Origin of the sequence: Streptomyces doebereineriae (assembly GCF_031845645.1) — a bacterium.
In the GTDB taxonomy this organism is placed as follows: Bacteria; Actinomycetota; Actinomycetes; order Streptomycetales; family Streptomycetaceae; genus Streptomyces; species Streptomyces canus.
This window is the reverse complement of sequence record NZ_JAVREZ010000005.1, coordinates 348671-369746: the sequence shown is the minus strand read 5'-3', so window position 1 is coordinate 369746 and position 21076 is coordinate 348671. Positions and strand designations below refer to the sequence as shown.

The 21076-nt window shown below is 70.0% G+C and carries 21 protein-coding genes; 10 read left to right on the top strand and 11 right to left on the bottom strand.

What is annotated here, in order from left to right; genetic code table 11:
• Position 1: 1 nt before the first annotated feature.
• Positions 2-604: a ClpP family protease gene (locus RNB18_RS17910; protein ID WP_020117991.1), complete on the top strand. Its 603-nt coding sequence runs from the start codon at positions 2-4 to the stop codon at positions 602-604.
• 18 nt (positions 605-622) lie between these two features.
• Here the strand turns inward: RNB18_RS17910 and RNB18_RS17905 are convergent, their stop codons facing one another.
• Positions 623-1051: a helix-turn-helix domain-containing protein gene (locus RNB18_RS17905; RefSeq protein WP_311715068.1), complete on the bottom strand. Its 429-nt coding sequence runs from the start codon at positions 1049-1051 to the stop codon at positions 623-625.
• A gap of 434 nt (positions 1052-1485) precedes the next feature.
• Between RNB18_RS17905 and RNB18_RS17900 the strand changes: the two genes are divergently transcribed.
• Positions 1486-2382 carry an RNA polymerase sigma factor SigF gene (locus tag RNB18_RS17900; protein ID WP_311715067.1) on the top strand — a complete coding sequence of 299 codons (897 nt, stop codon included), beginning with the start codon at positions 1486-1488 and terminating at the stop codon, positions 2380-2382.
• 64 nt (positions 2383-2446) lie between these two features.
• On the opposite strand, the gene RNB18_RS17895 is transcribed toward RNB18_RS17900, so the two are convergent.
• Positions 2447-2905: an ATP-binding protein gene (locus tag RNB18_RS17895; RefSeq protein ID WP_311715066.1), complete on the bottom strand. Its 459-nt coding sequence runs from the start codon at positions 2903-2905 to the stop codon at positions 2447-2449.
• Positions 2906-2992: 87 nt separating this feature from the next.
• A complete protein-coding gene (locus tag RNB18_RS17890) occupies positions 2993-4219 on the bottom strand; it encodes a DUF6777 domain-containing protein (RefSeq protein WP_311715065.1) in 1227 nt (408 codons plus the stop codon).
• Positions 4220-4388: 169 nt separating this feature from the next.
• Between RNB18_RS17890 and RNB18_RS17885 the strand changes: the two genes are divergently transcribed.
• Positions 4389-5666 (top strand): streptophobe family protein, encoded by a 1278-nt coding sequence (locus RNB18_RS17885; protein WP_311715064.1) that lies wholly within the window; start codon positions 4389-4391, stop codon positions 5664-5666.
• A 44-nt stretch (positions 5667-5710) separates the two neighbouring features.
• Entirely contained in the window at positions 5711-6124 is a 414-nt protein-coding gene (locus RNB18_RS17880) for a nuclear transport factor 2 family protein (protein ID WP_311715063.1), read from the top strand.
• Here the strand turns inward: RNB18_RS17880 and RNB18_RS17875 are convergent, their stop codons facing one another.
• The 4 genes from RNB18_RS17875 to RNB18_RS17860 are packed head-to-tail and all read right to left on the bottom strand — an operon-like array spanning position 6125 to position 10438.
• A complete protein-coding gene (locus RNB18_RS17875) occupies positions 6125-7102 on the bottom strand; it encodes a serine/threonine-protein kinase (RefSeq protein ID WP_311715062.1) in 978 nt (325 codons plus the stop codon).
• Positions 7092-7640: a hypothetical protein gene (locus RNB18_RS17870; RefSeq protein ID WP_311715061.1), complete on the bottom strand. Its 549-nt coding sequence runs from the start codon at positions 7638-7640 to the stop codon at positions 7092-7094. The genes RNB18_RS17875 and RNB18_RS17870 overlap by 11 nt, the downstream gene beginning before the upstream one ends.
• A 7-nt stretch (positions 7641-7647) precedes the next feature.
• Positions 7648-9981, bottom strand: a complete 2334-nt coding sequence (locus RNB18_RS17865; RefSeq protein WP_311715060.1) for an ABC transporter ATP-binding protein/permease — start codon at positions 9979-9981, stop codon at positions 7648-7650.
• A gap of 46 nt (positions 9982-10027) precedes the next feature.
• A complete protein-coding gene (locus RNB18_RS17860; protein WP_266553580.1) occupies positions 10028-10438 on the bottom strand; it encodes a hypothetical protein in 411 nt (136 codons plus the stop codon).
• 332 nt (positions 10439-10770) lie between these two features.
• Between RNB18_RS17860 and RNB18_RS17855 the strand changes: the two genes are divergently transcribed.
• Positions 10771-11154 (top strand): nuclear transport factor 2 family protein, encoded by a 384-nt coding sequence (locus RNB18_RS17855; RefSeq protein ID WP_311715059.1) that lies wholly within the window; start codon positions 10771-10773, stop codon positions 11152-11154.
• A gap of 71 nt (positions 11155-11225) precedes the next feature.
• Positions 11226-11510: a DUF1905 domain-containing protein gene (locus RNB18_RS17850; protein ID WP_311715058.1), complete on the top strand. Its 285-nt coding sequence runs from the start codon at positions 11226-11228 to the stop codon at positions 11508-11510.
• Here RNB18_RS17850 and mgrA read toward each other — a convergent pair whose 3' ends face one another.
• Positions 11511-12509 (bottom strand): L-glyceraldehyde 3-phosphate reductase, encoded by a 999-nt coding sequence (mgrA, locus tag RNB18_RS17845; RefSeq protein ID WP_311715057.1) that lies wholly within the window; start codon positions 12507-12509, stop codon positions 11511-11513.
• Positions 12510-12633: 124 nt separating this feature from the next.
• Here mgrA and RNB18_RS17840 point away from each other — a divergent pair, with 124 nt between their 5' ends.
• From RNB18_RS17840 to RNB18_RS17830, 3 genes are all read left to right on the top strand, one after another.
• On the top strand, positions 12634-13530 hold the full coding sequence (locus RNB18_RS17840; RefSeq protein ID WP_311715056.1) for a LysR substrate-binding domain-containing protein: 897 nt from the start codon (positions 12634-12636) through the stop codon (positions 13528-13530).
• A gap of 99 nt (positions 13531-13629) precedes the next feature.
• On the top strand, positions 13630-15132 hold the full coding sequence (locus tag RNB18_RS17835) for a carotenoid oxygenase family protein (protein ID WP_311715055.1): 1503 nt from the start codon (positions 13630-13632) through the stop codon (positions 15130-15132).
• A 28-nt stretch (positions 15133-15160) separates the two neighbouring features.
• A complete protein-coding gene (locus tag RNB18_RS17830; protein ID WP_311715054.1) occupies positions 15161-15670 on the top strand; it encodes a mycothiol transferase in 510 nt (169 codons plus the stop codon).
• Here RNB18_RS17830 and RNB18_RS17825 read toward each other — a convergent pair.
• Together RNB18_RS17825 and RNB18_RS17820 are read right to left on the bottom strand one after the other, a co-directional pair.
• The gene (locus RNB18_RS17825) at positions 15658-16722 is read right to left on the bottom strand and encodes an adenosine deaminase (RefSeq protein WP_311715053.1); all 1065 of its coding nucleotides are present in this window, start codon (positions 16720-16722) and stop codon (positions 15658-15660) included. The two genes, RNB18_RS17830 and RNB18_RS17825, sit on opposite strands and share 13 nt — an antisense overlap.
• 43 nt (positions 16723-16765) lie before the next feature.
• The gene (locus RNB18_RS17820) at positions 16766-17158 is read right to left on the bottom strand and encodes a VOC family protein (protein WP_311715052.1); all 393 of its coding nucleotides are present in this window, start codon (positions 17156-17158) and stop codon (positions 16766-16768) included.
• A gap of 178 nt (positions 17159-17336) precedes the next feature.
• On the opposite strand from RNB18_RS17820, the gene RNB18_RS17815 reads away from it, so the two are divergent.
• Positions 17337-18044: a dienelactone hydrolase family protein gene (locus tag RNB18_RS17815; RefSeq protein ID WP_311715051.1), complete on the top strand. Its 708-nt coding sequence runs from the start codon at positions 17337-17339 to the stop codon at positions 18042-18044.
• Between the two features lie 155 nt (positions 18045-18199).
• Here RNB18_RS17815 and RNB18_RS17810 read toward each other — a convergent pair whose 3' ends face one another.
• The gene (locus tag RNB18_RS17810; protein ID WP_311715050.1) at positions 18200-21058 is read right to left on the bottom strand and encodes a hypothetical protein; all 2859 of its coding nucleotides are present in this window, start codon (positions 21056-21058) and stop codon (positions 18200-18202) included.
• Between the last annotated feature and the right edge of the window lie 18 nt (positions 21059-21076).

Here is a 21076-nt window from a genome sequence, read left to right as displayed (position 1 = left end):
CATGGCGAACTACACGATTCCGTACGTCGTCGAGCGCACCGCGCACGGCGAGCGGTCCTCCGACGTGTTCAGCCGGCTGCTCTCCGAGCGGATCATCTTCCTCGGCACCGAGATCGACGACGGCGTCGCCAACGTGGTGATCGCGCAGCTGCTGCATCTGGAGTCGGCGGCACCGGAGAACGAGATCTCGATCTACATCAACTCCCCCGGCGGATCGTTCACTTCGCTGATGGCGATCTACGACACGATGACCTACGTGCAGGCGCCGATCTCGACGCTCTGCGTGGGGCAGGCGGCCTCCACCGCGGCCGTCCTGCTGGCCGGCGGGGATCCCGGGCGGCGGCTCGTGCTGGAGCACGCGCGCGTGCTGCTCGGCCAGCCCGCCTCCGGCGGCAGCCGCGGCGCGATCTCCGATCTCGCCCTGCAGGCCAAGGAGATGGTCCGCATCCGCTCCCAGGTCGAGGAAGTGCTGGCCCGCCACACCCACCACGACATCGCGACCCTGCGCGCGGACATGGACCGCGACAAGGTGTTCACCGCGGAGGAGGCCGTGGAGTACGGGCTGGCCGACGAGGTGGTGAGCCGGCGCCTCGTGACGGTCTGAGACACCGGCCCCGCCGCCTCAGGCCGCCAGGCACATCCCGTTGTACGGCGCTCCCGGCACCGCACGGCGGCCGCGCGCCGAGTGCCGGGTGAGCTCCCCCTGGGCCAGGGAGAGCAGATCGCCGAGGCCGAGGCCCAGGGCGTGGGCGGCGGCCGCGAGGACCTCCGAGGAGGCCTCCTTGCGGCCGCGCTCCACCTCGGAGAGGTAGGGCATCGAGATCCGGGCCGCGTCGGCCACGTCCTTGAGCGTGCGCTCCTGGGCGAGACGCTCGCGGCGCAGGACGTCTCCGACGAGGTCTCGCCACAGGGGTTCCCTGGTCTGCCTGGCGGCGGGCTCCCCCGGCGGTTTCGTGGCGGGGCGTTCGGACACTGGGCGGGCGGTCCCCGGGCGCACGGACTGCGGGCGCAGGGGGATCACGCGGGCTTGGTTCGGCGCTTCGTTGCTCACCGGATCAGCCTAGATTCCGTGGCCGCCATGGGAAGGGTCCGGCATTCCGCCCTGGGTGGAATCGACCGACGGGAAAGTGCGGGAACCGGAACTGGGCGATTTGGCCGTATTCCCCGTGTCGAGGTGCTCACACGGACTTCGAGGGCTGGATCCGGCCACACCGCCCGGGCTGCGGCTCCAGCTGTTGTCGGAGATCCCCGGGCCACTCACTGAGCAGCGTCGATTTCGCGCCACCCGGCCACTTGTCGGGCATGCGTCGTCACTCCTCGGGTACGCGCAAGGTGAGGGAGCTGCGGGCGGTTGGTCGGCCGGTGGCCGGGGACGCATATGTCGTCGCGTTCTGGGTACACGGCAGGCCGCACACCATCCGCAGGACCCGAGACAACCCAGGCCGAAGAGGCAGACGTCGAGCCGTGACTTTCGTGGGAGAGGTAATGCATACCGCCGTCACCGCCGTGAATCGTTCGGAGGCACAGGTCACCGAGCACGCCAGCGGGACCAGGACGGGTGAGACACCGCTGCCGGGAGTCGAGGAACCGCGGGCCGTCGCACCGCGGGACGCGCGGGAGCTGTCCCGTCAGTTCTTCCACCGTCTGACCGAGCTCGAGGAGGGGACGCACGAGTACCAGTACGCGCGCAACACCCTCATTGAGATGAACATGTCGCTCGTGCGCTTCGCGGCCGGACGGTTCCGGGGCCGCGGGGACGACATGGAGGACATCGTCCAGACCGGCATGATCGGCCTGATCAAGGCGATCGACCGGTTCGAGGTGTCCCGCGAGGTCGAGTTCACGTCGTTCGCGCTGCCCTACATCGTCGGCGAGATCAAGCGCTTCTTCCGTGACACCACCTGGGCGGTGCACGTCCCCCGGCGCCTGCAGGAGCTGCGCGTCGAGCTGGCCAAGGCGCGCGAGGAGCTCGCCAGCCGTCTGGACCGGGACCCGTCGGTGGCCGAACTCGCCACCCTGATGAACATCTCCGAGAACGAGGTGATCGAGGCACAGATCGCCTCGAACGGCTACAACTCCTCGTCTCTGGACGCGGCCCTGACCGGCGACGGCCCCGAGGGCGGCGAAGCGGTGCTCGCCGACTTCATCGGTGTGGAGGAGGACGGGCTGCGGCTCGTCGAGGACTTCCAGTCACTCGCCCCGCTGATGGCCGAGCTCAGCGACCGCGACCGGCAGATCATCCACATGCGGTTCGTGGAGGAGGCCACCCAGTCGGAGATCGGTGAGCGGCTCGGGTGCTCGCAGATGCATGTGTCCCGGCTGATCAAGCGGATCATCACACGGCTGCGCGAGGGCATGCTGGGCGAGCTGGGCTGCGCCTGACGCACACGGACAGCGAAGAGGCGGGTGCCGTCACGGACGGCACCCGCCGCACGACCGGGCGGGCTCATTCCTTGGCGCCGAAGCCCAGTACGGCCCTCACCCGCTTGCCCACCGGTACGCGTTCCGCCGCGACCTCGCGCGCCAGGACGTGCACGATCTCCAGGCCGTGCCGGCCCACGCGCTCAGGATCCCGCGGAAACCTGCGGGGCAGGGTGGCGTTGCTGTCGTAGACCGTGACGACGACCGCGGCGTCGGTGCCCTCCAGCTCAAGGATGTACGGCCCGTTGCTGTGCCGGTCGGCGTTGGTGACGAGTTCGCTCACCACGAGGAGCACCTCCTCCTCGGTGCGGTCACCGATGGCGGCACACCACTCGGTTCTGAGCCTGCCGAGGAAGTCCGCGGCGAACGACCGCGCCTCGGCGATGCTTCCAGGCTCCCCGGTGTAGTGCGCCGCCTGCCTCAGGGGGTCCACGGGCACGTCGAAACCAGTCGGTATCACTGCCCCGTCCAGGTGCTCGATCATGCGTTTCTCTCTCGGAAGCCGGACTGGCCGGACGCTGCTGCACCAGTGCTCGTACCCCGAGCCGCGCCCCGCAGTCCAGGTGACGCGTCACACCACCCAGGACACCGGATCGCTGGACAGGGACGCCGACTGTGTGGTGCCGGGCGTCGTGTCGGAGGCGTGGGGCGACTGCGGTGCCGAGGAGTCGGGCGTGACGGACTCGTCACCCGAGGATTCGCTGGTGGGCGGCTTCGTCGAGGGCGTCTTCGGGGCCGGTGAGGACGGGGCGGTCGAGGTCGGCGGGCACGGACTCGCCGATCCGGAGGGGCTCGCGGTGGATCCCTTGGACGTGGAGACGCAGGGCGACGGAGAGGTCGGCGGGGGCAGCGTGGACGCGCTCACCGACGGGGAGGGCCTGGTCGGCGGATGGGTCTTGTGGTCCTTGCCCCCGGTGTCGCCGCGGTGCCGGGCGATCCAGTCGTGATGGTCGGGGTCGTAGATCACGAAGATGTTGATGACCGTCGTGGAGGGCGCGACCACGACCACGTTCGAGGGGTGGTACGACGGCCAGGTGTCACCGGTGCGCTTCGGCGTGGTCTGCTGGGCGACCGGCGGTGTCAGCGGGTTGCCGCAGGCACAGCGTGTGCGGGGCACGCCGTGGGAGTCGACGAGCACGGCGGTGCCGGCCTGGAGGACGGCCTGGTAGCTGGTGGGGGCGCCGTCGCGGTAGCCGTGATTGGTGACGCGGGTGTCCATGCGCAGCTGGACGGGTGTGAGCGAGCGCAGGTAGGCCGGGACCCCGGTCGGCTGAACACCGGCGACCGAGGCGAACGCCCTGTTCTTCGAAGGGTCTGCCTGGAGGGCCTTGACCTGCTTCTCGACGTCGCAGCTGGAGACGTTGCGGGTGCCGCCGTAGAGACCGGGGGCGCCGCCGTCGACGCCGCGTACGGCGTTCGCGGGCTCGGAGGCGTCCGTCGCGGAGGCGGAGACGGGCGGGGCGGAGCTGTCCTTCGCGGTCGACTCGGTGAAGGGCTCGGGGCCGGTCTTGGCGGCTGCCTGGAGGAAGACCTCGCCGTCGCCGCCGGCCGAGGTGGAGCCGCCGTCCGGGCGGGTGAAGACGACCGCGAGGACCACGGCGGCCACCACCGCGGCGGCGATCACCGCGACCCGGGGCGCCGACCGCCACCAGGGGCGGCGGGGTTCGGGCGCGGATGCCCCGCCGCTGCTGCTGCCCGGGGGCTGCGAGGGCGGGCCCGAAGGCGGCTGCGAGGGGCCCGAGAGCGGGCCGGAGGGCGGCCCCGTGGGACGGCCTGACGACGGAGGTTCGACGCTCACGAGCTCTTCTTCCCGACTCGGGATTTCTGCGACTGAGATGCGTTTGCCCGATTCAGCCACATTTTTCCGTGACCTACCCATTGTTTGCTCCGCCTCTGTGCCGCCCGCAAGCGGACGCGGACGGACCTCCCGGCGGGCGCGCCGTGCCGGGGCTGCTTAGCGTGGCAGGGTGATCCCGCAACCCCCCTTTGACCAGGCAGTCGTCACTCGCCACGGCTGGCCGCAGGCCGTGGCCACGGTCCTGGTCGCGCTGGGCGCCATGGGAGTGGTGGCCGCGCTGGGGCTGTGGGCGGCGGGTGCGTCCGACCTTCCGGACCACGCGTTCCCCCGGGTCGTCGCGGCGACCGTCGTCACCGCCGTCGGCGGCACGATCAAGCTGTCGGGAAGCGCGGGAGGGCTCGCCGACACCAAGGCCGGGCTCACCGTGATCCCCCTCTCCGTCACCCTGACCGGCGCGCTGGTGCTCGGTGGTGGTTTTCTGCGTCCGCTGCGGCACCGGGCGGTCGCGGGCGGCCGGGAGCTCGCCGGATGGGCCGCCCGGATCGTCGTCCTGTGGCTGCCGGCGCTCCTCGCCCTGGCCTACGCGGCCCGCCAGACGTTCAAGCTCTCCCTCGGCGACGACACGCTGAGCGACCTGGGAGATCTCTTCGGTGTCTCGCCTGAGGTCGGCTTCACCACGGACGTGCCGCAGACCCTTCTGTTCGGCCTGCTGTGGATGGCCGGCGTACTGGTGCTGGCCCTGCTGGTGTCGGCCCGGGCTCCGCTGCCCGGTCGGCTGCTGCCGTTCCAGGAGTCGGTACGGCCTGCCGCGCACGCCATGGTCGTCCTGCTGCTCGCCTACGTCGTCCTCGGCATCCTCGTCGCCCTGGTCGTCGCCGTGACGCGCGGTCATGCGCCCGAGACGCTCGCGGTGATCCTGCTGGGCATGCCGAACCTGGTCTGGCTCACCCTGACCATCGGGCTGGGAGCCACCTGGAACGGCCGGGTGGAAGGACCCTTCGGACTGCCCATGCCGCACGTCCTGGACGAGGTGCTGCGCTCCAAGGACACCGCCACGCTCGATCTGCGCACCCTCGCCGAGCACGACGGCCGGGTCTGGTGGCTGGTGGTCGTCGACGCGGTCCTGCTGCTGGCCGTGGCGTTCCTGATGGCGGCCCGCTCACCCGCCCGGGTCCGCGCCTGGCAGCACGCCGTGCATATGGCGGTTGCCCTCGCCCTGACGGTTCTCATGATCTGCCTCGTGGGCCGGATCTCCGCCCAATACGGCCTGTCGGTACTCGGCATCGGCGACCTCGGGGGCGGTCTGGGCGGAAAGCTGTTCCTCGAACCGGAGCTCTGGACGGCGGTCGGCCTCGGCGCCCTGTGGGGTCTGGTCACCGGTTTCCTCGGTGCACTGCCGGCACGGCCGGTGCGGCGCAAAGGAGAGATCAAACCGGATGACGCGTGACGCGGGGCGTGGCAGGGTGCGCTCAGCCGAGGAAGGGGCTCCGCATGACGTTGGCTCTCGAAGACCGCCTTGCCGTAACCGAGTTGATCGCGCTGCACGGACACCTGGTGGACGCCGGGGCGCTGGACCGGATGGACGAGGTCTTCACCGCGGATGTCGTCTACGACCTGTCCGACTTCGGCCAGGGTGAACTCACCGGGCTCGTCGCGCTCAAGGAGGCGTCCCTGGCTCTCGGTGCCGGAAACCCCGTGGCACACCACGTCACCAACGTGTTCGTCGAGGAGATCGGCGACGACCGGGTCCACACCCGTTCCAAGGGCCTCGGCGTCATGGCGGACGGCTCGTGCGGCTCGGTCACGTACGAGGACACCGTGATCCGCGTCGGTGCGCAGTGGCGGATCAGCCACCGCAGGTTGCTGGCGCGAAAGTTGCCGTTGAACGGGCTGGGCCAGGGCTGACTACCGCCCCCGGACCACCGGCTCCGCCCAGCGGGGCGGGGGCTTCGGCCGGGTTTCCTGCGGTTCTACGGTCGGCAGGGCGACCTCCGTCGGCGGGTGAGCGCCCGTCGCCGCCGAGCGGAGGGCCGCGACGAAGGCCAGGCAGGAGTCGTGGCGGTCGTCGGGCGACTTGGCGAGGGCCTTGGCGAACACCGCGTCGAGTGGTGCCGGGAGGCCGGGGCGGGACTCGGAGAGGGCAGGCGGGGCGTCGTACTGGTGGGCCCACAGCAGGGCCATGTCGTCGTCGCGGCGGAACGGCGGGTGGCCCGTGAGGGACTCGTAGACCACGCAGGCGAAGCCGTAGACGTCACAGCGGCCGTCGACGGGACGGCCCGAGATCTGCTCGGGTGCCACATAGTCGAGGGTGCCGACGAACTGGCCGACCGTCGTGAACCCGGTCAGCGACAGGGACTTCTTCGTGAGGCCGAAGTCGGTGAGGTAGGTGTGCTCGGGGTGGTCGCTGTCGGTGCCTCGGGCGACCAGGATGTTGCCGGGTTTCACGTCCCGGTGGACCAGCCCGTGCTCGTGGGCCGCGTCGAGCGCGGAGGCGATCTGGGCGGCGATCCGCAAGGCGGTCGGGAGGGGCAACGGGCCCTGGCGGTCCAGGAGATGGCGCAGGTCGCTGCCGGCGACGTACCGCATGGCGATGTACAGGACGCCGTCCGTCTCGCCCGCCTCGAAGACCGGGACGATGTGCGGGTGGTCGATCGCGGCGGCCACCCGGGACTCGTGGCTGAAGCGGTTGCGGAAGGTGTCGTTGCGGGCCAGTTCGGGGGCCAGCAGCTTCAGCGCCACCGTGCGGTCCAGGCGCAGGTCCCTGGCCCGGTAGACGACGGCCATGCCACCGCGTCCGATCTCCTGCTCGATGCGGTAGCTCGCGACCTGTCCGCCGACCAGTTCGGAGGGGCTGCCGGAGAAGAGGCTGGTCTCACGTGCCATCGCGTGTCACGACCTGGGTCGGGGCGTGTCCGCCCGCTTGAGGCCCGTCCGCTTGTGGCCCGTCATCGGTGGCGTAGGTGTTCAGCCGGGTCCCGTCCGCGTACACCCAGCGTCCGTGCTGGGCGTCGTACAGCCACACGTGCTCCCCGTCGACGACCACCCCGATCCGCAGTCCCCGCGTGCGGCCGCGGAACGCCTCCCCGTCGAGGCCGCCGCCGGCCAGCTCCTCGACGGCGGCCCGGTAGCGGGCGAGGGTCTCGTCGGCGCGGGCCAGCAGCGGGCGGGGGTCGGCGGCGCGGGTGAGCGGGCTTTCGGGGGCGGGGGGATCCTGCGGTACGGCGAGCAGGTGGCGGCCGTCGACCCAGGCCGACCAGCCGTTGGCGCACAGGACGTAGGCCCAGTCGCCGCGTCGCTCCACGAGCTGGACGGGCAGGAGCGGGTCGAGGGGGACGGTGGGGCGGGCCGGGTCGGGTGCCTCCCAGGCGGGCATGCCCTGGCCGGGGACGACGTGGGTGGGCCGGAAGCCGGGGGTCGTCATCGGCGGCCTACTTCCGCATGACCGCGGGTTCGTGGCGACGCAGCAGCCGGGAGACGACGTATCCGAAGAGCACGGAGAGAACGATGAGCATGCCGATGTTCAGCAGCCACACGCCCGCCGAGTGCTTGAACAACGGATCGCCCGTGAGGTCGCCCGGCACGATCCGGGCGAGGCCGATCGTGCCGGCCATCGCTCCGAGCGCCCAGCGCGAGGGCACCAGCCAGGACAGCTGTTCCAGGCCGGGCACACCGTCGAGCTTGAGCAGGGCCCCGCAGAAGACGACCTGGACGATGGCGAGCAGCACGAGCAGCGGCATCGTCACCTCCTCCTTGCGCACCAGCGCGGACACGAGCAGACCGAGCATCATCGCCGTGAACGCCAGAAGGGCGACTGCGATCGTGATCTCGGCAAGGGGCGGCATCAACACGCCTTCGCCACCGGGCGCGTTGAGGTCGACTCCGAGGAGGGCGACCAGGGTCAGGACCACCGCCTGCACGACGGTGATCGTGCCCAGCACGACGACCTTGGACATCAGGTACGCCGATCTGGAGAGGCCGACGGCTCGTTCGCGCTGGTAGATGACCCGCTCCTTCACCAGCTCGCGCACGGCGTTCGCGGCGCCGGTGAGGACGCCTCCGACGCACAGGATGAGCAGGGCGTTCATCGCGGTGTCGCGGGTGAGTTGGCTGCCCGCGAGGGCCCGGGCCATGGCGCCCATGACGAACGGCAGGGCGATCATGATGACGAGGAAGGTGCGGTCGGCGACGAGAGCGGCGCTGTAGCGGCGGATCAGGGTGCCGAGCTGGGCGCCGCGGCTGCGGGGCCTCGGCGGGGGCGCGATGATGACCGGCTCGGAGCGGGGCATCCGGGGTTGTGCGGTGGCCTCGGTGACGTACTGGTGCTGGAAGGGCGAGGTGTGGAAGTCGCCGGACCAGTCCCGGTCCTGGTCCCGTTCGAAGGCCTCGAAGGCCTCCGGCCACTGCTCGAAGCCGAAGTAGGCGAGGGCGTCCTCGGGCGGGCCGTAGTAGGCGATCTTGCCTCCGGGAGCGAGGACGAGGAGGCGGTCGCAGACGTCGAGGCTCAGGACGCTGTGGGTGACGACGATGACCGTGCGGCCGTCGTCGGCGAGGCCGCGCAGCATGTGCATCACCGATCGGTCCATGCCGGGGTCGAGGCCGGAGGTCGGTTCGTCGAGGAACAGCAGGGAGGGCTTGGTCAGCAGCTCCAGGGCCACACTGACCCGCTTGCGCTGGCCGCCGGACAGGCTGTGCACGGGCTGGGCGGCTCGCTGCTCCAGGCCGAGTTCCCGGATGACCTCGTCGACCCGGGCCCGGCGCTCGGCCTTGGCGGTGTCCTGCGGGAAGCGCAGTTCGGCGGCGTAGGACAGGGCGCTGCGGACGGTGAGCTGGGCGTGCAGGATGTCGTCCTGCGGGACCAGGCCGATGCGCTGGCGCAGCTCGGCGTAGTCGCGGTAGAGGTCGCGGCCGTCGTAGAGGACGGTGCCGTGGTCGGCGGGGCGCTGTCCGGTGAGGGCGTTCAGGAGGGTGGACTTTCCGGCGCCGCTCGGGCCGACGACCGCGAGCAGGCACTTCTCCCCCACCGGGAAGGACACGTGGTCGAGCAGGGTCTTGCGGCCGTGATCGACGGTGACCGTGAGGTCCTGGACGTCGAGGGAGACCTCGCCGGTGTCGACGTACTCCTGGAGCGTGTCACCGACCAGGCAGAACGCCGAGTGGCCGATGCCGACGATGTCACCGGGGCCGATGACGGCGCCGGTGACCGGCCGGCCGTTGAGATAGGTGCCGTTGTGGCTGCCGAGGTCGGCGATCTCGTAGCTGTCGTCGGGCAGGGCGCGCAGCTCGGCGTGGTGGCGGGAGACGACCAGGTCGTCGATGACGAGGTCGTTGTCGTCGGCGCGGCCGATACGAACCATGCGGGTGGGCAGCGGGCGTACCGCCGTGGGCCGCCGGAAGGTGCCGGTCAGGCCCGGCATCGAGACGGCGGAAGGGCGCTCGGGGGCGAGGCGGCCCAGCAGGACCGCGCAGGGGCCGTCGGCGGGGCTGCCGAAGTGGATCACGCTGCCGGGGCCGACGTCCCACTCGCGGACGCGGCGGCCGTCGGCGTAGGTGCCGTTGGTGCTGTTCTCGTCCTCGATGGTCCAGTGGTCGGCGTCGGGCCGCAGCACCGCGTGGTGCCACGAGACCCGGGCATCGTCGATGACGATGTCGCTCAACGGGTCGCGCCCGACATGGTAGTCGTGGCCCGGGCTCATCACCGTGGAGCCGGTGTCGGTCTCCAGGACGAGCTCGGGCGCCGTCGGTGCGACCGGCCGCTCCGCCATGCCTGAATTCTACCGATTCACCACCTATGCCGCCTGGCGACGCGGATCAGGCGACCGGCGTGAAGAGCGCCGAGGCCATCCGGTGCATTCTCACCGCGTCCACGGACTCGGCGAGCAGTTCGTACTCGGTGGTGTCGTCACTGGCGGCGATCCGGACCAGCCGGCCGGCCGCCAACTCGTCGGCGACCAGATCCTGTTGGTACAGGTCGGCACACCAGGCCCGCATGACGGCGGGCACGTCGAGCACGGTGCCGGCGACGGGGGCGAGGGCGCCCGCCGGGAAGTACTCGGCCTCGGGCTGGGGGTCTAATCGGTCGGCGATCCACGAGGCCCGGTCACGTAACCACCACAGCGCGAGGGCGAGGGTGGGTGCGCGATAGGTTCCGAGAGGTACGCCGATGCGCCGCCCGTCGCAGATGCCGTACCCCGTGACATGGCACAGGAATTCGTCGTGCACGATCCACTCCCCCGCTTGCTCCGTTCACCTGGCGGCAGGGCCTCGCTTTCGGTGCGGCTCATGTGCGGTACGCGGTTCTCACTGCTGTATGTGACGGACACTTCGCTCGATGTGAAGGACCTGTCAGTCGAGTATGTTCACTACTGAAACACTGTCACCACATCTTTTTGGCCAGTCTCCTGGCATATTCGCCCACCCTCCTGGCCGAAATCTGACGGGTACACACTCAAACGTCATTACCCGGGAAGTAATCGACGGTTCCGAGGGTCGCGGGCAGGGTTGCGGTACCAGGTCCCACCAGCACAGACGACCTCGACGGAGGCTGATCACCCATGCCCGCGAACACAGATCGATACGAGAACGCCGTCAGCCGCTACTTCGAAGCCTGGAACGCCAGGGAGCCGAAGGCACGTACGAAAGCCGTGGCGGCCGCCTGGGCGGTGGGCGGCGGATACACCGACCCGCTCGCCGACGTGGTCGGCCACGAGCAGATCGCCGGGGTCATCGCGGCGGCCCACGAGCAGTTCCCCGGTTTCGCCTTCCGGCTCACCGGAACCGTTGAAGGGCATCACGACACCGCGCGGTTCTCGTGGGAGCTCGTGAGTGAAGTCGACGGCTCGGCGCCCGTCGCCGGATCGGACGTGATCACGCTGGCCGGTGACGGCAGGATCAGGAGCGTGCTCGGCTTCCTCGACCGGGTTCCGGACGGGGCGTGAGCGACGGCCGCGATGAGTTTTCCCCTCGCCGGTGGTCTCTTGAAGAGAAGCCACCGGCGAGGGAGGACCTCATGGCCACTACCGGAGAAGTGGACGCGGAATTCACCGCGGTCCTCAGCAGGAAACCGGAGAAGGGCAGCTGGACCTGTGTCCACTGGCCCGCCTCCGTCGAGTTCTTCGGTACCCGCGGACTGGTGAAGGTCCGCGGGACGATCGACGGACACCCCTTCCAGAGCTCCTTCATGGCGCTCGGGGACGGCACCCACATGCTGCCCGTGAAGGCCGACGTGCGGAAGGCCATCGGAAAGGAGGCCGGGGACAGGGTCACGGTGCACATCGAGGAGCGAACCGGCTGATCAGGCCCCCTTGACGATCGCCTCGATCCTCGCCAGTTCCTCCGCGTCGAAGTCCAGGTTGGCGATCGTGCCCACGCTGTCCTCGATCTGCTTCGGGCTGCTGGCGCCGACGAGGGCCGAGGTGACGCGGCCGCCGCGCAGGACCCACGCCAGGGCCAGCTGCGCGAGGGTCTGGCCGCGGCCCTTGGCGATGTCGTTGAGCTCGCGGAGCTGCTGCACCAGGTCCTCGGTGACCGCGTCCGAGTTCAGGAACGGGCTGTCGCTCGCGGCTCGCGAGTCCTCGGGGATGCCGTCGAGGTAGCGGCCGGTCAGCAGGCCCTGCTCCAGCGGGGAGAAGACGATGGAGCCGACCTGGAGCTCGTCCAGCGCGTCCAGCAGGCCGCCGTCCTCGGGGCGGCGGTCCAGCATCGAGTAGCGCGGCTGGTGGATGAGCAGCGGGGTGCCCAGCTCACCGAGGATGCGGGCGGCCTCGCGGGTCTGCTCGGCCGAGTAGTTCGAGATGCCGACGTAGAGCGCCTTGCCCTGCTGGACCGCGGTGTGCAGGGCGCCCATCGTCTCCTCCAGGGGAGTCTCCGGGTCGGGCCGGTGCGAGTAGAAGATGTCGACGTAGTCGAGGCCCATCCGGGTGAGGCTCTGGTCCAGCGAGGACAGCAGGTACTTGCGGGAACCCCACTCGCCGTACGGGCCGGGCCACATCAGGTATCCGGCCTTGGTGGAGATGATCAGCTCGTCGCGGTAGGCCGCGAGGTCGGCCTTGAGCGCCTCACCGAAGGCGGACTCGGCGGCGCCGGGCGGCGGACCGTAGTTGTTGGCGAGGTCGAAGTGCGTGACGCCGAGGTCGAAGGCGCGGCGCAGGATGGCCCGCTGGGTCTCGACCGTCCGGTCCGCCGGGCCGAAGTTGTGCCACAGGCCGAGCGAGATCGCGGGAAGCTTCAGGCCGCTGCGTCCGGTGCGCCGGTAGGGCATCTCCGCGTAGCGGTCGGGGTGTGCGGTGTACAACGCGACTCCAGAGGGGTTGGCACGGTGGAACCAGGGTCTTGAACCTGTGTCCACTCTTTCGCGACCTGGGGGCATTGGTCCAACAGAAGAATCCGATGGAATTCAGCGGATAGGCTTCTCAATCATGGAACTGCGCCATCTCCAACACTTCGTGGCGGTCGCCGAGGACCAGCACTTCACCCGGGCCGCCGAGCGGCTCCTGGTGTCCCAGTCGGGACTGTCCGCGTCCATCCGGGCGCTGGAGCGGGAGCTGCAGACCCCGCTGTTCGTGCGGACCACGCGCCGGGTGACGCTCACCCCGGCGGGGCGGGCACTGCTCGGTGAGGCCGAGCGGATCCTCGCGCAGGTGCGCTCGGCACACGAGGCGGTGGCGGCCGTGCAGGGGGTGCTGCGCGGGATGCTGGCGCTGGGCTCCGAGCAGTGCATCGCCGGACTGCATGTGGCGGGGCTGCTCGCCGCGTTCCGGCGGCAGCATCCGGACGTCGAGATCTGTCTGCGCCAGGCGGGGTCCGCCGCCCTCGCCGAGGAGGTCGCCGCCGGACGCCTCGATCTGGCCTTCGCCGTCCGGGCGGCGCAACAGGACACCGACCAGCTGCGCGTCGTACCGCTGTCGAGCGAGCCCATGACCGTGCTGTGCCACCCCAGCCACCGGCTCTCGGCCCTCGGTGCGGCCGTGACGCCGGAGGATCTGGGCGGCGAGGTCTTCGTCGACTTCCATCCGGACTGGGGCCCGCGCCGCACCACCGACGCCGCCTTCGCCGCCGCAGGACTGCGCCGCAACGTCGCGCTGGAGGTCAACGACGTGCACAGTCTCCTCGACCTCGTGGACGAGAACCTCGGCGTGGCCGTCGTTCCCCAGCACTTCCGGCACAAGCGGTCGTCGCTGACGGCTCTGCCGGTCAAGGGCACCGGCGAGACCGTGTACGAGACGGTCGCCCTGCTGCCGCCCTCGCAGGCGACGAGCCCGGCGGCGCGGGCGCTGATGGCGCTGCTGGAAACCGGGGGCGAACAGGGGGTCTGAGTACACCCCCGAAGGGGGCCCACACCTCGTGACCTGATCCGACCCGCGCACCAGACTCATGACCGTTCCCGAGGACAACCACGGTCAGGAGTAGGGAAGATGACGGACCCCACACGACGGAACGTACTGCGCGGCGCGGCGGCGGTCGCGGCCGCGGGAGGTCTGGCGGGCGCGGGAGTGGGCGCGGGGCCCGCCTCCGCGGTGCCGCACCCGACGCCGGCGCGCCACTTCCCGTTCCTGGAGGGCGCCTTCAAACCGGTCACCGAGGAGCTGACGGCCTTCGACCTGCCGGTCACCGGGCGCGTCCCCCGCGAGCTGAACGGCCGCTACCTGCGCACCGGCCCCAACGTGCTGGGCCTGGAGGATCCGCGCGCCCACCACTGGATGCTCGGCGAGGGCATGGTGCACGGCGTCCGGCTGCGCGAGGGCCGTGCGGAGTGGTACCGCAACCGCTGGGTGCGCTCGTCCCAGGTGGCGAAGAAGCTCGGCGAGCCCTACCCGGGCCCGGTGCCGCCGGACGACTTCCCCTGCAACACTCATGTGATCCCGCACCGGGGGCGGATCCTGGCGCTCCAGGAGAGCGGGCCGCTGCCGTACGAGCTCGACGACGAGCTGAACACCGTGGGCACGTACGAGTTCCGGGGCACCCTGGAGGGCGCGTTCACCGCGCACACCAAGTACGACGTCCATGCCGGTGAACTGCATGCGATCGCCTACTACCCGACCTGGGACCATGTGCGGCACCTGGTCGTGGACCCGGCGGGCCGCGTCTCGCGCAGCACGCGGATCCCGGTGGCGGACGCGCCGATGATCCACGACTTCGCGCTCACCGAGAACCATGTGGTGATCCTCGACATGCCGGTCACCTTCGACCCGGCGGGCGCCGAGCGCGGCGACATCGTGCCGTACGTCTGGAACGACCGGCATCCGGCACGGGTCGGCGTGCTGCCTCGAGCCGGGGGTGCGGTCCGCTGGTTCGAGGTCGACCCGGTGTACTACTCGCACACCCTCAACGCGTACGAGGAGGGCCCGAACCTGGTCATCGACATGACCAACTTCGACGCGCCCTTCCTCGTGGCGGGCAACGGCTCGGGAGGGCCGTACGGTGCGGGCACCCCCCGGCTTGACCGCTGGACGGTCGACCTGCGTCAGGGGCGGGTACGGACCCGGACCCTCGACGACCGCCCGCAGGAATTCCCGCGCGTCAACGAGGCGTTGGTGTCCCGCCGGCACCGTTACGGCTACTCGGCGGCGGCCGCGGAGATGGTGCTGGCCTATCAGGCGGTCGACGGCAACCCGCCCGACCGGGCGTTCAGCAACGCGCTCATCAAGCACGACCTGCTGCGCGGCACCTCGCAGGTGCACCGGCTGCCCCGGGGCGCGGCGGCGAGCGAGGCCGTGTTCGTGCCGTCCGACCCCTGCGACGAGCGGGCCGCCGAGGACGACGGGTACGCGATCGCGTATGTGCACAACCCCGATCGCGGGGCCTCGGACCTGGTGATTCTCGCGGCCCAGGACTTCAGCGGCGAGCCGGTCGCCCGGATCCATCTGCCGGGGCGGGTGCCGCTGGGCTTCCACGGGAGCTGGATTCCCGACGCGTGACGCGGCGCGATGCGCGATGGTGGACACCATGCATGCAAAGGACATCCTCATCGACGCGTACACCCGCATCCAGGAAGAGGTCCACGCGGCCGTCGAAGGCCTCTCCCTCGACGACCTCCACCGTCGCCCCGGCCCCGACGCCAACTCCGTCGCCTGGCTGGTCTGGCATCTCACCCGCGTCCAGGACGACCACGTGGCCGGCGCCTTCGACCTCGACCAGGTCTGGCTGACGCAGGACTGGGAGAAGCGCTTCGGCCTGGACCTGAAGCCCCGTGACATCGGGTACGGCCACACCTCCGCGCAGGTCGCCAAGGTGCGGGTCGACTCCGCCGACCTGCTGACCGGCTACTACGACGCCGTGCACGCCCAGAGCCTCGAAGCCCTGCGCGGGCTGACCGCCGCGGACCTGGACCGGGTCGTGGACGAGAACTGGGATCCGCCGGTCACGCTGGGCGTCCGGCTGGTCAGCGTCCTGTCCGACGACTACGAGCACGTCGGACAGGCCGTCTATCTGCGGGGGCTGTATCAGAGCGCGTAGCCCGGCAGGACGACGTCCTCGATGAGGGCCCTGCGCTCGTCGAAGGGGATGAACGCGCTCTTGAGCGCGTTCACCGTGACCGTGCGCAGGTCCTCGACCGTCCAGCCCGCGTCCTCGACCAGCAGGGACATCTCCCGGGTCATCGTCGTGCCGGACACGAGTCGGTTGTCGGTGTTGAGGGTGACCCGGAAGCCCAGGTCCTTCAGGGCGGTGATGGGGTGCTCGGCGATCGAGGTGGCGGCGCCGGTCTGGAGGTTGGAGGTCGGGCACATCTCCAGGGCGATCCGGCGGTCCCGGACCCAGCCCGCGAGCCGGCCGAGCTTGCCGTCGACGATGTCCTCGGTGATCCGCACCCCGTGGCCGAGGCGCTGGGCGCCGCACACCTGCACGGCCTGGTGGATGCTGGGCAGGCCGTGGGCCTCGCCGGCGTGGATGGTGAACGGCACGCTCTCGCGGCGCAGGTGCTCGAAGGCGTCCCGGTGGTCGGCGGCCGGGAAGCCGTCCTCGGCGCCCGCGATGTCGAAGCCGACGACACCGGCGTCCCGGAAGGCCACGGCCAGGTCGGCGGCCTCGCGCACCCGGTCGAACATCCGCATCCCGCACAGCAGCGTGCCGACCCGTACCGGGGTGCCCGCGGCGGCGGCCTTCGCCATACCGGCGGCCAGGCCTTCCTGCACCGTCTCGACGACCTCGGCCATGGTCAGTTCGCCGTTGGTGTTCAGCTCGGGGGCGTAGCGCACCTCGCCGTACACGACGCCGTCGGCGGCAAGGTCGAGGACGTACTCCTCGGCCGTGCGCAGCAGCCCCTCGCGCGTCTGCATGACGGCGAGGGTGTGCTCGAAGGTGGCTATGTAGCGCACCAGGTCGCCGGAGTTGGCGGCCTCGAAGTACCAGGCGGCGAGCTCGTCCGGGTCGGTGGTGGGCAGGGTGTGGCCGACCTCCGCCGCGAGCTCCACCACGGTGGCGGGGCGCAGGCCGCCGTCGAGGTGGTCGTGCAGGACGGCCTTGGGGAGGCGGCGGATCAGGTCGGCGTCTACGCGCGTAGCGGTCATGGCGGGGTCTTCCTCGGACTTCGAACAGGGTGTGGTGTGGAGGTCAGTCGGCGGGCTGGAGCAGGTCCCAGCGGTTTCCGTAGAGGTCCTGGAAGACGGCGACCGAGCCGTAGGGCTCGTGGCGCGGCTCCTCCAGGAAGGTCACGCCCGCGCCGAGCATGCGGGCGTGGTCGCGGGCGAAATCGTCGGTGTGCAGGAAGAAGCCGACGCGCCCGCCGGTCTGGTCCCCCACCCGGGCCTGCTGAGCCTCGTCCTTGGCGCGGGCGAGCAGCAGGTCGGTGCCGGCTTCGCGGTCGTCCGGCCGTACGACGACCCAGCGGGAGCCGTCGGGGCGGGGCGCGTCCTCGACGAGCCGGAAACCGAGGGCTTCGGTGTAGAAGCGGATCGCCTCGTCGTAGTCGCCGACGACGAGGGTGACCAGGGCGATGCGTCTCATCGGAACCTCTCGGACGGGTGGTTGACGGGAGAGGTTATACGTAAAACCCCCTTGGCGCCAGTCCGGTCCGCAGGGGCTCCTGCGCGTGAGCCGTGCGCCGCGTGACAGGCTGGTGATCACCGCCGGGGTCACGGCTCCGGCGCCCCATCACCGGACTGCCGCACAGGAGTCGAGCACCATGACAGAACTGCCGAAGTCGACTGGAGCTCCCGCCCGCCAGAACGTCACCTTCCCGAGCGGCGGCACCACCGCGCACGGCTATCTGGCTCTGCCGCCGTCCGGGAGCGGGCCGGGCGTCATCGTCATCCAGGAGTGGTGGGGCCTGACCGACCACATCGCCGACGTCGCCGACCGGCTGGCAGCGGAGGGCTTCGTGGCCCTCGCCCCCGACCTGTACGGCGGCAATGTCGCCCACGAGAGCGCCGAAGCCCTGCGGATGATGCAGGATCTCCCGGTCTCACGGGGTGTGGAACTGCTCTCCGGCGCGGTCGACCACCTGCTGTCGCTGGACGAGGTCACCTCGGACACCGTCGGCTCGGTCGGCTTCTGCATGGGCGGCGGATTCGTCCTGTACCTGGCGGCGGCCGACTCCCGGGTGAGCGCGGCGGTGCCGTTCTACGGCGTGATCCAGGGCGAGCTGCCCGACTTCTCGGGCCTGAAGGCGGAGATCCTGGGCCACTACGGCGAGCTGGACGAGAGCATCCCGGCGAAGAGCCTCGACGCTCTGCGCGAGGCCGTCCGGGAGCAGTCCGGGATCACCCCGGACCTGCGCCTCTACCCGGCGAACCATGCCTTCTTCAACGACGGCCGCCCGGTCTACGACGCCGAGTCCGCCACCCGCGCGTGGGAGAGCACGGTGCCGTTCCTGCACGAGCGGCTGGGCTAGGGAATGAGCTGAGGACCGGGGCGGCTGCGAGACGGGGGTGCCCTGCGGCGGGTTGGGCCGGCTGCAAAGCGGGATGCCCTGCGACGGCTCGGATCAACGCCCGCTTGACGAAAGACATAGAGGCACCCCCCCCGGTGTCACCACTGCCTATTGCCCTATTGCTCTGGGCCCAGCTCGATGTCGACAGTGACCCGCCGCACGTGTACTCCTTGGACGTCATCGTTCGGCAGGTCGAGGCAGCCAAGCAGTCGAGCGGCTGCCTCGGGAGATTGATCTCGCTCGGTTGAGTGGCCGGGCTGCTCGTCGGGCAGCTCATGGAGCTCCGCCTCGATGGCGTAGCTCATGCCTCCCGAGACCATGCCGTCGACGAGGCTGCGGATGCTGATGGTCGTGCCTGCGACTTCGTTCGCGTGGAAGCCGCCGCCCGGGATCAGGCGTGGCCGAACCTCCCGGCTTGCCAGTGGGCCGAGCTCGAACGCAGCGCCCCCGGGGTTGGCGAACTTCATGCGCCAGTTCCGGATTGCCAGGGGCTTCGGCAGAGTCGCTTCCAGCTTGACCGAAACCGTCCGGGAATAGGGGTTGTTGACCTGGAATCGCCGTCCCGCGAAGGCGCCGACGAGACCTTCGACTCCACCGCCGCCGGGGATGGGTGCGACATTGCGCTGTGCAACGTTGTTGTCGAACGGCACCAGGCGTGCGGGAGGAATCGGGCCGTTCACGGTCTCGGTGTTGGGGAGGTCTCCGTCGGCCGAGACTGTCATCAGCAGGCATTCGTGCCCTTCCACGGCCGGGGTCCATGCGAAGGGCCCGACCACAGTAGTGCCACCGGAAGCCAAGCCCCCGGGGACTGAAAGGGATGGGGTCGTCATGGATTGCCAGTCGCTCGGCCATATCAACCCGGCGGTGGGGCGGGAGTGATAGCCCTTGACGACGACGTCCTGCGCTTTCTGTGTCCCCCGGTTCTTGACCCGGCAGTAGACGTAGTTGGGAACATTCAGGATCGGTGTTTCGTGGGTTGTACCGCCATCGGCTGTGACGCGGTTCCAGATGTCGGTCGTCTCCCAGAAGTTCTCCAGGTACGGCGCGTACTCGCCGGCCCGTCCGTCGTCGATGTAGACGTCGACTGCCGGGGGCGCGCCGGGAGTCGTCACCGGGGTAGGGCCCGAGGGCGGCTGGTAGAAGCCTTGCTTCTCGAAACTCCACCGAACGACTTTGTGGAACGCGCCACCCGGGTGGCCCTCGAAGATGGCGGTGCCATGGTCGGCGTTCATCAGTGTGGTGGCGAAGACCCCGGCATCGGGTGTGGGCGTGATGGGGCTGGTCGCGAGCGAGCCGATGGCCCGAAGCTGCAGGTATGCCAAGTAGCGGGCGGCGAACCGGCGAGTGTCCGGGTACCCCGAGTCGCCGCCTGTCGACCGATAAATGCGGAACATCGTCGTCGACAGGATCTCCTCGCTCTCGTAGAACCCGTCGTCGTGAATTCCGCCCCAGGCCCAGCCCTCACTCACCTGACGGTCTTGGCGACGAGTGACCAGCGGTACCCAGGGGAAGGTGACGAAGCGGTCCGGCGCGAGCGAGTCGGGGGCATGCAGAATCACCGCCAACGAGTCGCCACTATTGTGGACAAAGCCGAGGTTCGGCGAGTGCACCGTGTCATAGAGCAACCCGTGGACGAACTCGTGGACCATGACTCTGGCGTCGCAGGACATGCTGACCGTCGACCCGGATTGCACCAGGCCGCACGTGTAACGCCCCATGCCGGTGCCGGTTGCGTTGCCCAGGGAGTGCGCATTGACGTCGGTCTCGCTGCGATGGTCGATCTCCACGGGGAACGTCGTGCCGTCGAGATACGCGGCCAGGTTGAATCCCATTCCCTCCATCAACTGGAAAAGCGACTCGATGTTGTTGTAGGCGCAGGCTGCGGCGAAGTCGTCGCTGGGCACGGAATAGTCGAACGAGCCGGGTGCCGGTGAGGTCGGCGGCGGTGCGGTGGGCGTCTGGAAGTCGACGACCGACACCCGCGATCCGACAAGGCCCTGCGGGCTCGTCGACGGGAGGTGGGGCAGAGTGACAGAAGCGCGCCAGTAATTGAGCTCGCCGGGGTTGGTGGTCGTGAGGGGGCCAGGGGCGGCAGTCGCGGAAAGGGCCGCGTTGCCGGTCCTGGTGATGGGGTCCGTGGTGTACACGCTGGCCGTCGCACAGGCCGCGAACGCGCGCAGGTAGAGCACGGATCGGGTCGACGGCTCCACGAACGCCCGCCAATGCACCTCACCGAGTTCCGGCATCGGATACGTGAAGAGGTACTCCGTGACCAAGTAGTGCTCATCCGGCCGGATCTGCTCTGGCACAGGCGGCAGGGGCAGGGTGGGCGGAGCTGCCTGCAGCGGTCCCCGACGGGCTTCCTCGGACGTTTCTGGATGGAGGCGCTGCGTCGGGTCGTACTGGAAGACGAGCTGCCGCCGACCGTTGATCCTGATGTTCCGCTCGGTCCGCTCGGTCCCCACGCCGTCAGGACCACTCGGCTGACGGCTGATTCCCAAGACCGTCAGCAGCTCGCCCTCGCTCAACTCCTTGCCGTATCCCTCTGTTGTGCCTGCCGGGGGCTGCGGCCTGCCGATCTTGATGTCGTAGTGAAGTGAGCTCGTGGAGCTGGTGACTCTGGCCGGCGAGTCGTGAGCCGTGATGGAAAGGCCCGCCTCCCAGATGGGCAACCCCTCGTACGACTGCTGATACGAGACGACCGACGTCTCCATGACGGACGACTCGTGCTCCCAACTCAGCCTCACCTCACCAGGTGCGCCCACCTGTCCATCCGTCGAACCCAGGCCGGCGATCCACTCAGAGGGGACCTCGTACAAAGGTGCCACCTCACGCAGATACTCGTTCGCCGCCACACCGGGACTGAGCTCGACGGCGGTGCTCGCTCTGTAGGGCTCCTGCACATGTTCCAGATGGCGAAGCCGACCGCCTCGGTCCCGCTGCTCGTGCACGTTCGGCGTAATCTCGAACGACATGGGATTCACCTTCGCTCC

Bases quoted from the DNA above. Each gene is read 5' to 3' on its own strand.
- RNB18_RS17910 (WP_020117991.1), top strand. From the start codon at position 2: ATGGCGAACTACACGATTCCGTACGTCGTCGAGCGCACCGCGCACGGC.
- RNB18_RS17900 (WP_311715067.1), top strand. From the start codon at position 1,486: ATGCATACCGCCGTCACCGCCGTGAATCGTTCGGAGGCACAGGTCACC.
- RNB18_RS17895 (WP_311715066.1), bottom strand. From the start codon at position 2,905: ATGATCGAGCACCTGGACGGGGCAGTGATACCGACTGGTTTCGACGTG.
- RNB18_RS17880 (WP_311715063.1), top strand. From the start codon at position 5,711: ATGACGTTGGCTCTCGAAGACCGCCTTGCCGTAACCGAGTTGATCGCG.
- RNB18_RS17875 (WP_311715062.1), bottom strand. From the start codon at position 7,102: ATGGCACGTGAGACCAGCCTCTTCTCCGGCAGCCCCTCCGAACTGGTC.
- RNB18_RS17870 (WP_311715061.1), bottom strand. From the start codon at position 7,640: ATGACGACCCCCGGCTTCCGGCCCACCCACGTCGTCCCCGGCCAGGGC.
- RNB18_RS17865 (WP_311715060.1), bottom strand. From the start codon at position 9,981: ATGGCGGAGCGGCCGGTCGCACCGACGGCGCCCGAGCTCGTCCTGGAG.
- RNB18_RS17855 (WP_311715059.1), top strand. From the start codon at position 10,771: ATGCCCGCGAACACAGATCGATACGAGAACGCCGTCAGCCGCTACTTC.
- RNB18_RS17850 (WP_311715058.1), top strand. From the start codon at position 11,226: ATGGCCACTACCGGAGAAGTGGACGCGGAATTCACCGCGGTCCTCAGC.
- RNB18_RS17840 (WP_311715056.1), top strand. From the start codon at position 12,634: ATGGAACTGCGCCATCTCCAACACTTCGTGGCGGTCGCCGAGGACCAG.
- RNB18_RS17835 (WP_311715055.1), top strand. From the start codon at position 13,630: ATGACGGACCCCACACGACGGAACGTACTGCGCGGCGCGGCGGCGGTC.
- RNB18_RS17830 (WP_311715054.1), top strand. From the start codon at position 15,161: ATGCATGCAAAGGACATCCTCATCGACGCGTACACCCGCATCCAGGAA.
- RNB18_RS17825 (WP_311715053.1), bottom strand. From the start codon at position 16,722: ATGACCGCTACGCGCGTAGACGCCGACCTGATCCGCCGCCTCCCCAAG.
- RNB18_RS17820 (WP_311715052.1), bottom strand. From the start codon at position 17,158: ATGAGACGCATCGCCCTGGTCACCCTCGTCGTCGGCGACTACGACGAG.
- RNB18_RS17815 (WP_311715051.1), top strand. From the start codon at position 17,337: ATGACAGAACTGCCGAAGTCGACTGGAGCTCCCGCCCGCCAGAACGTC.
- RNB18_RS17810 (WP_311715050.1), bottom strand. From the start codon at position 21,058: ATGTCGTTCGAGATTACGCCGAACGTGCACGAGCAGCGGGACCGAGGC.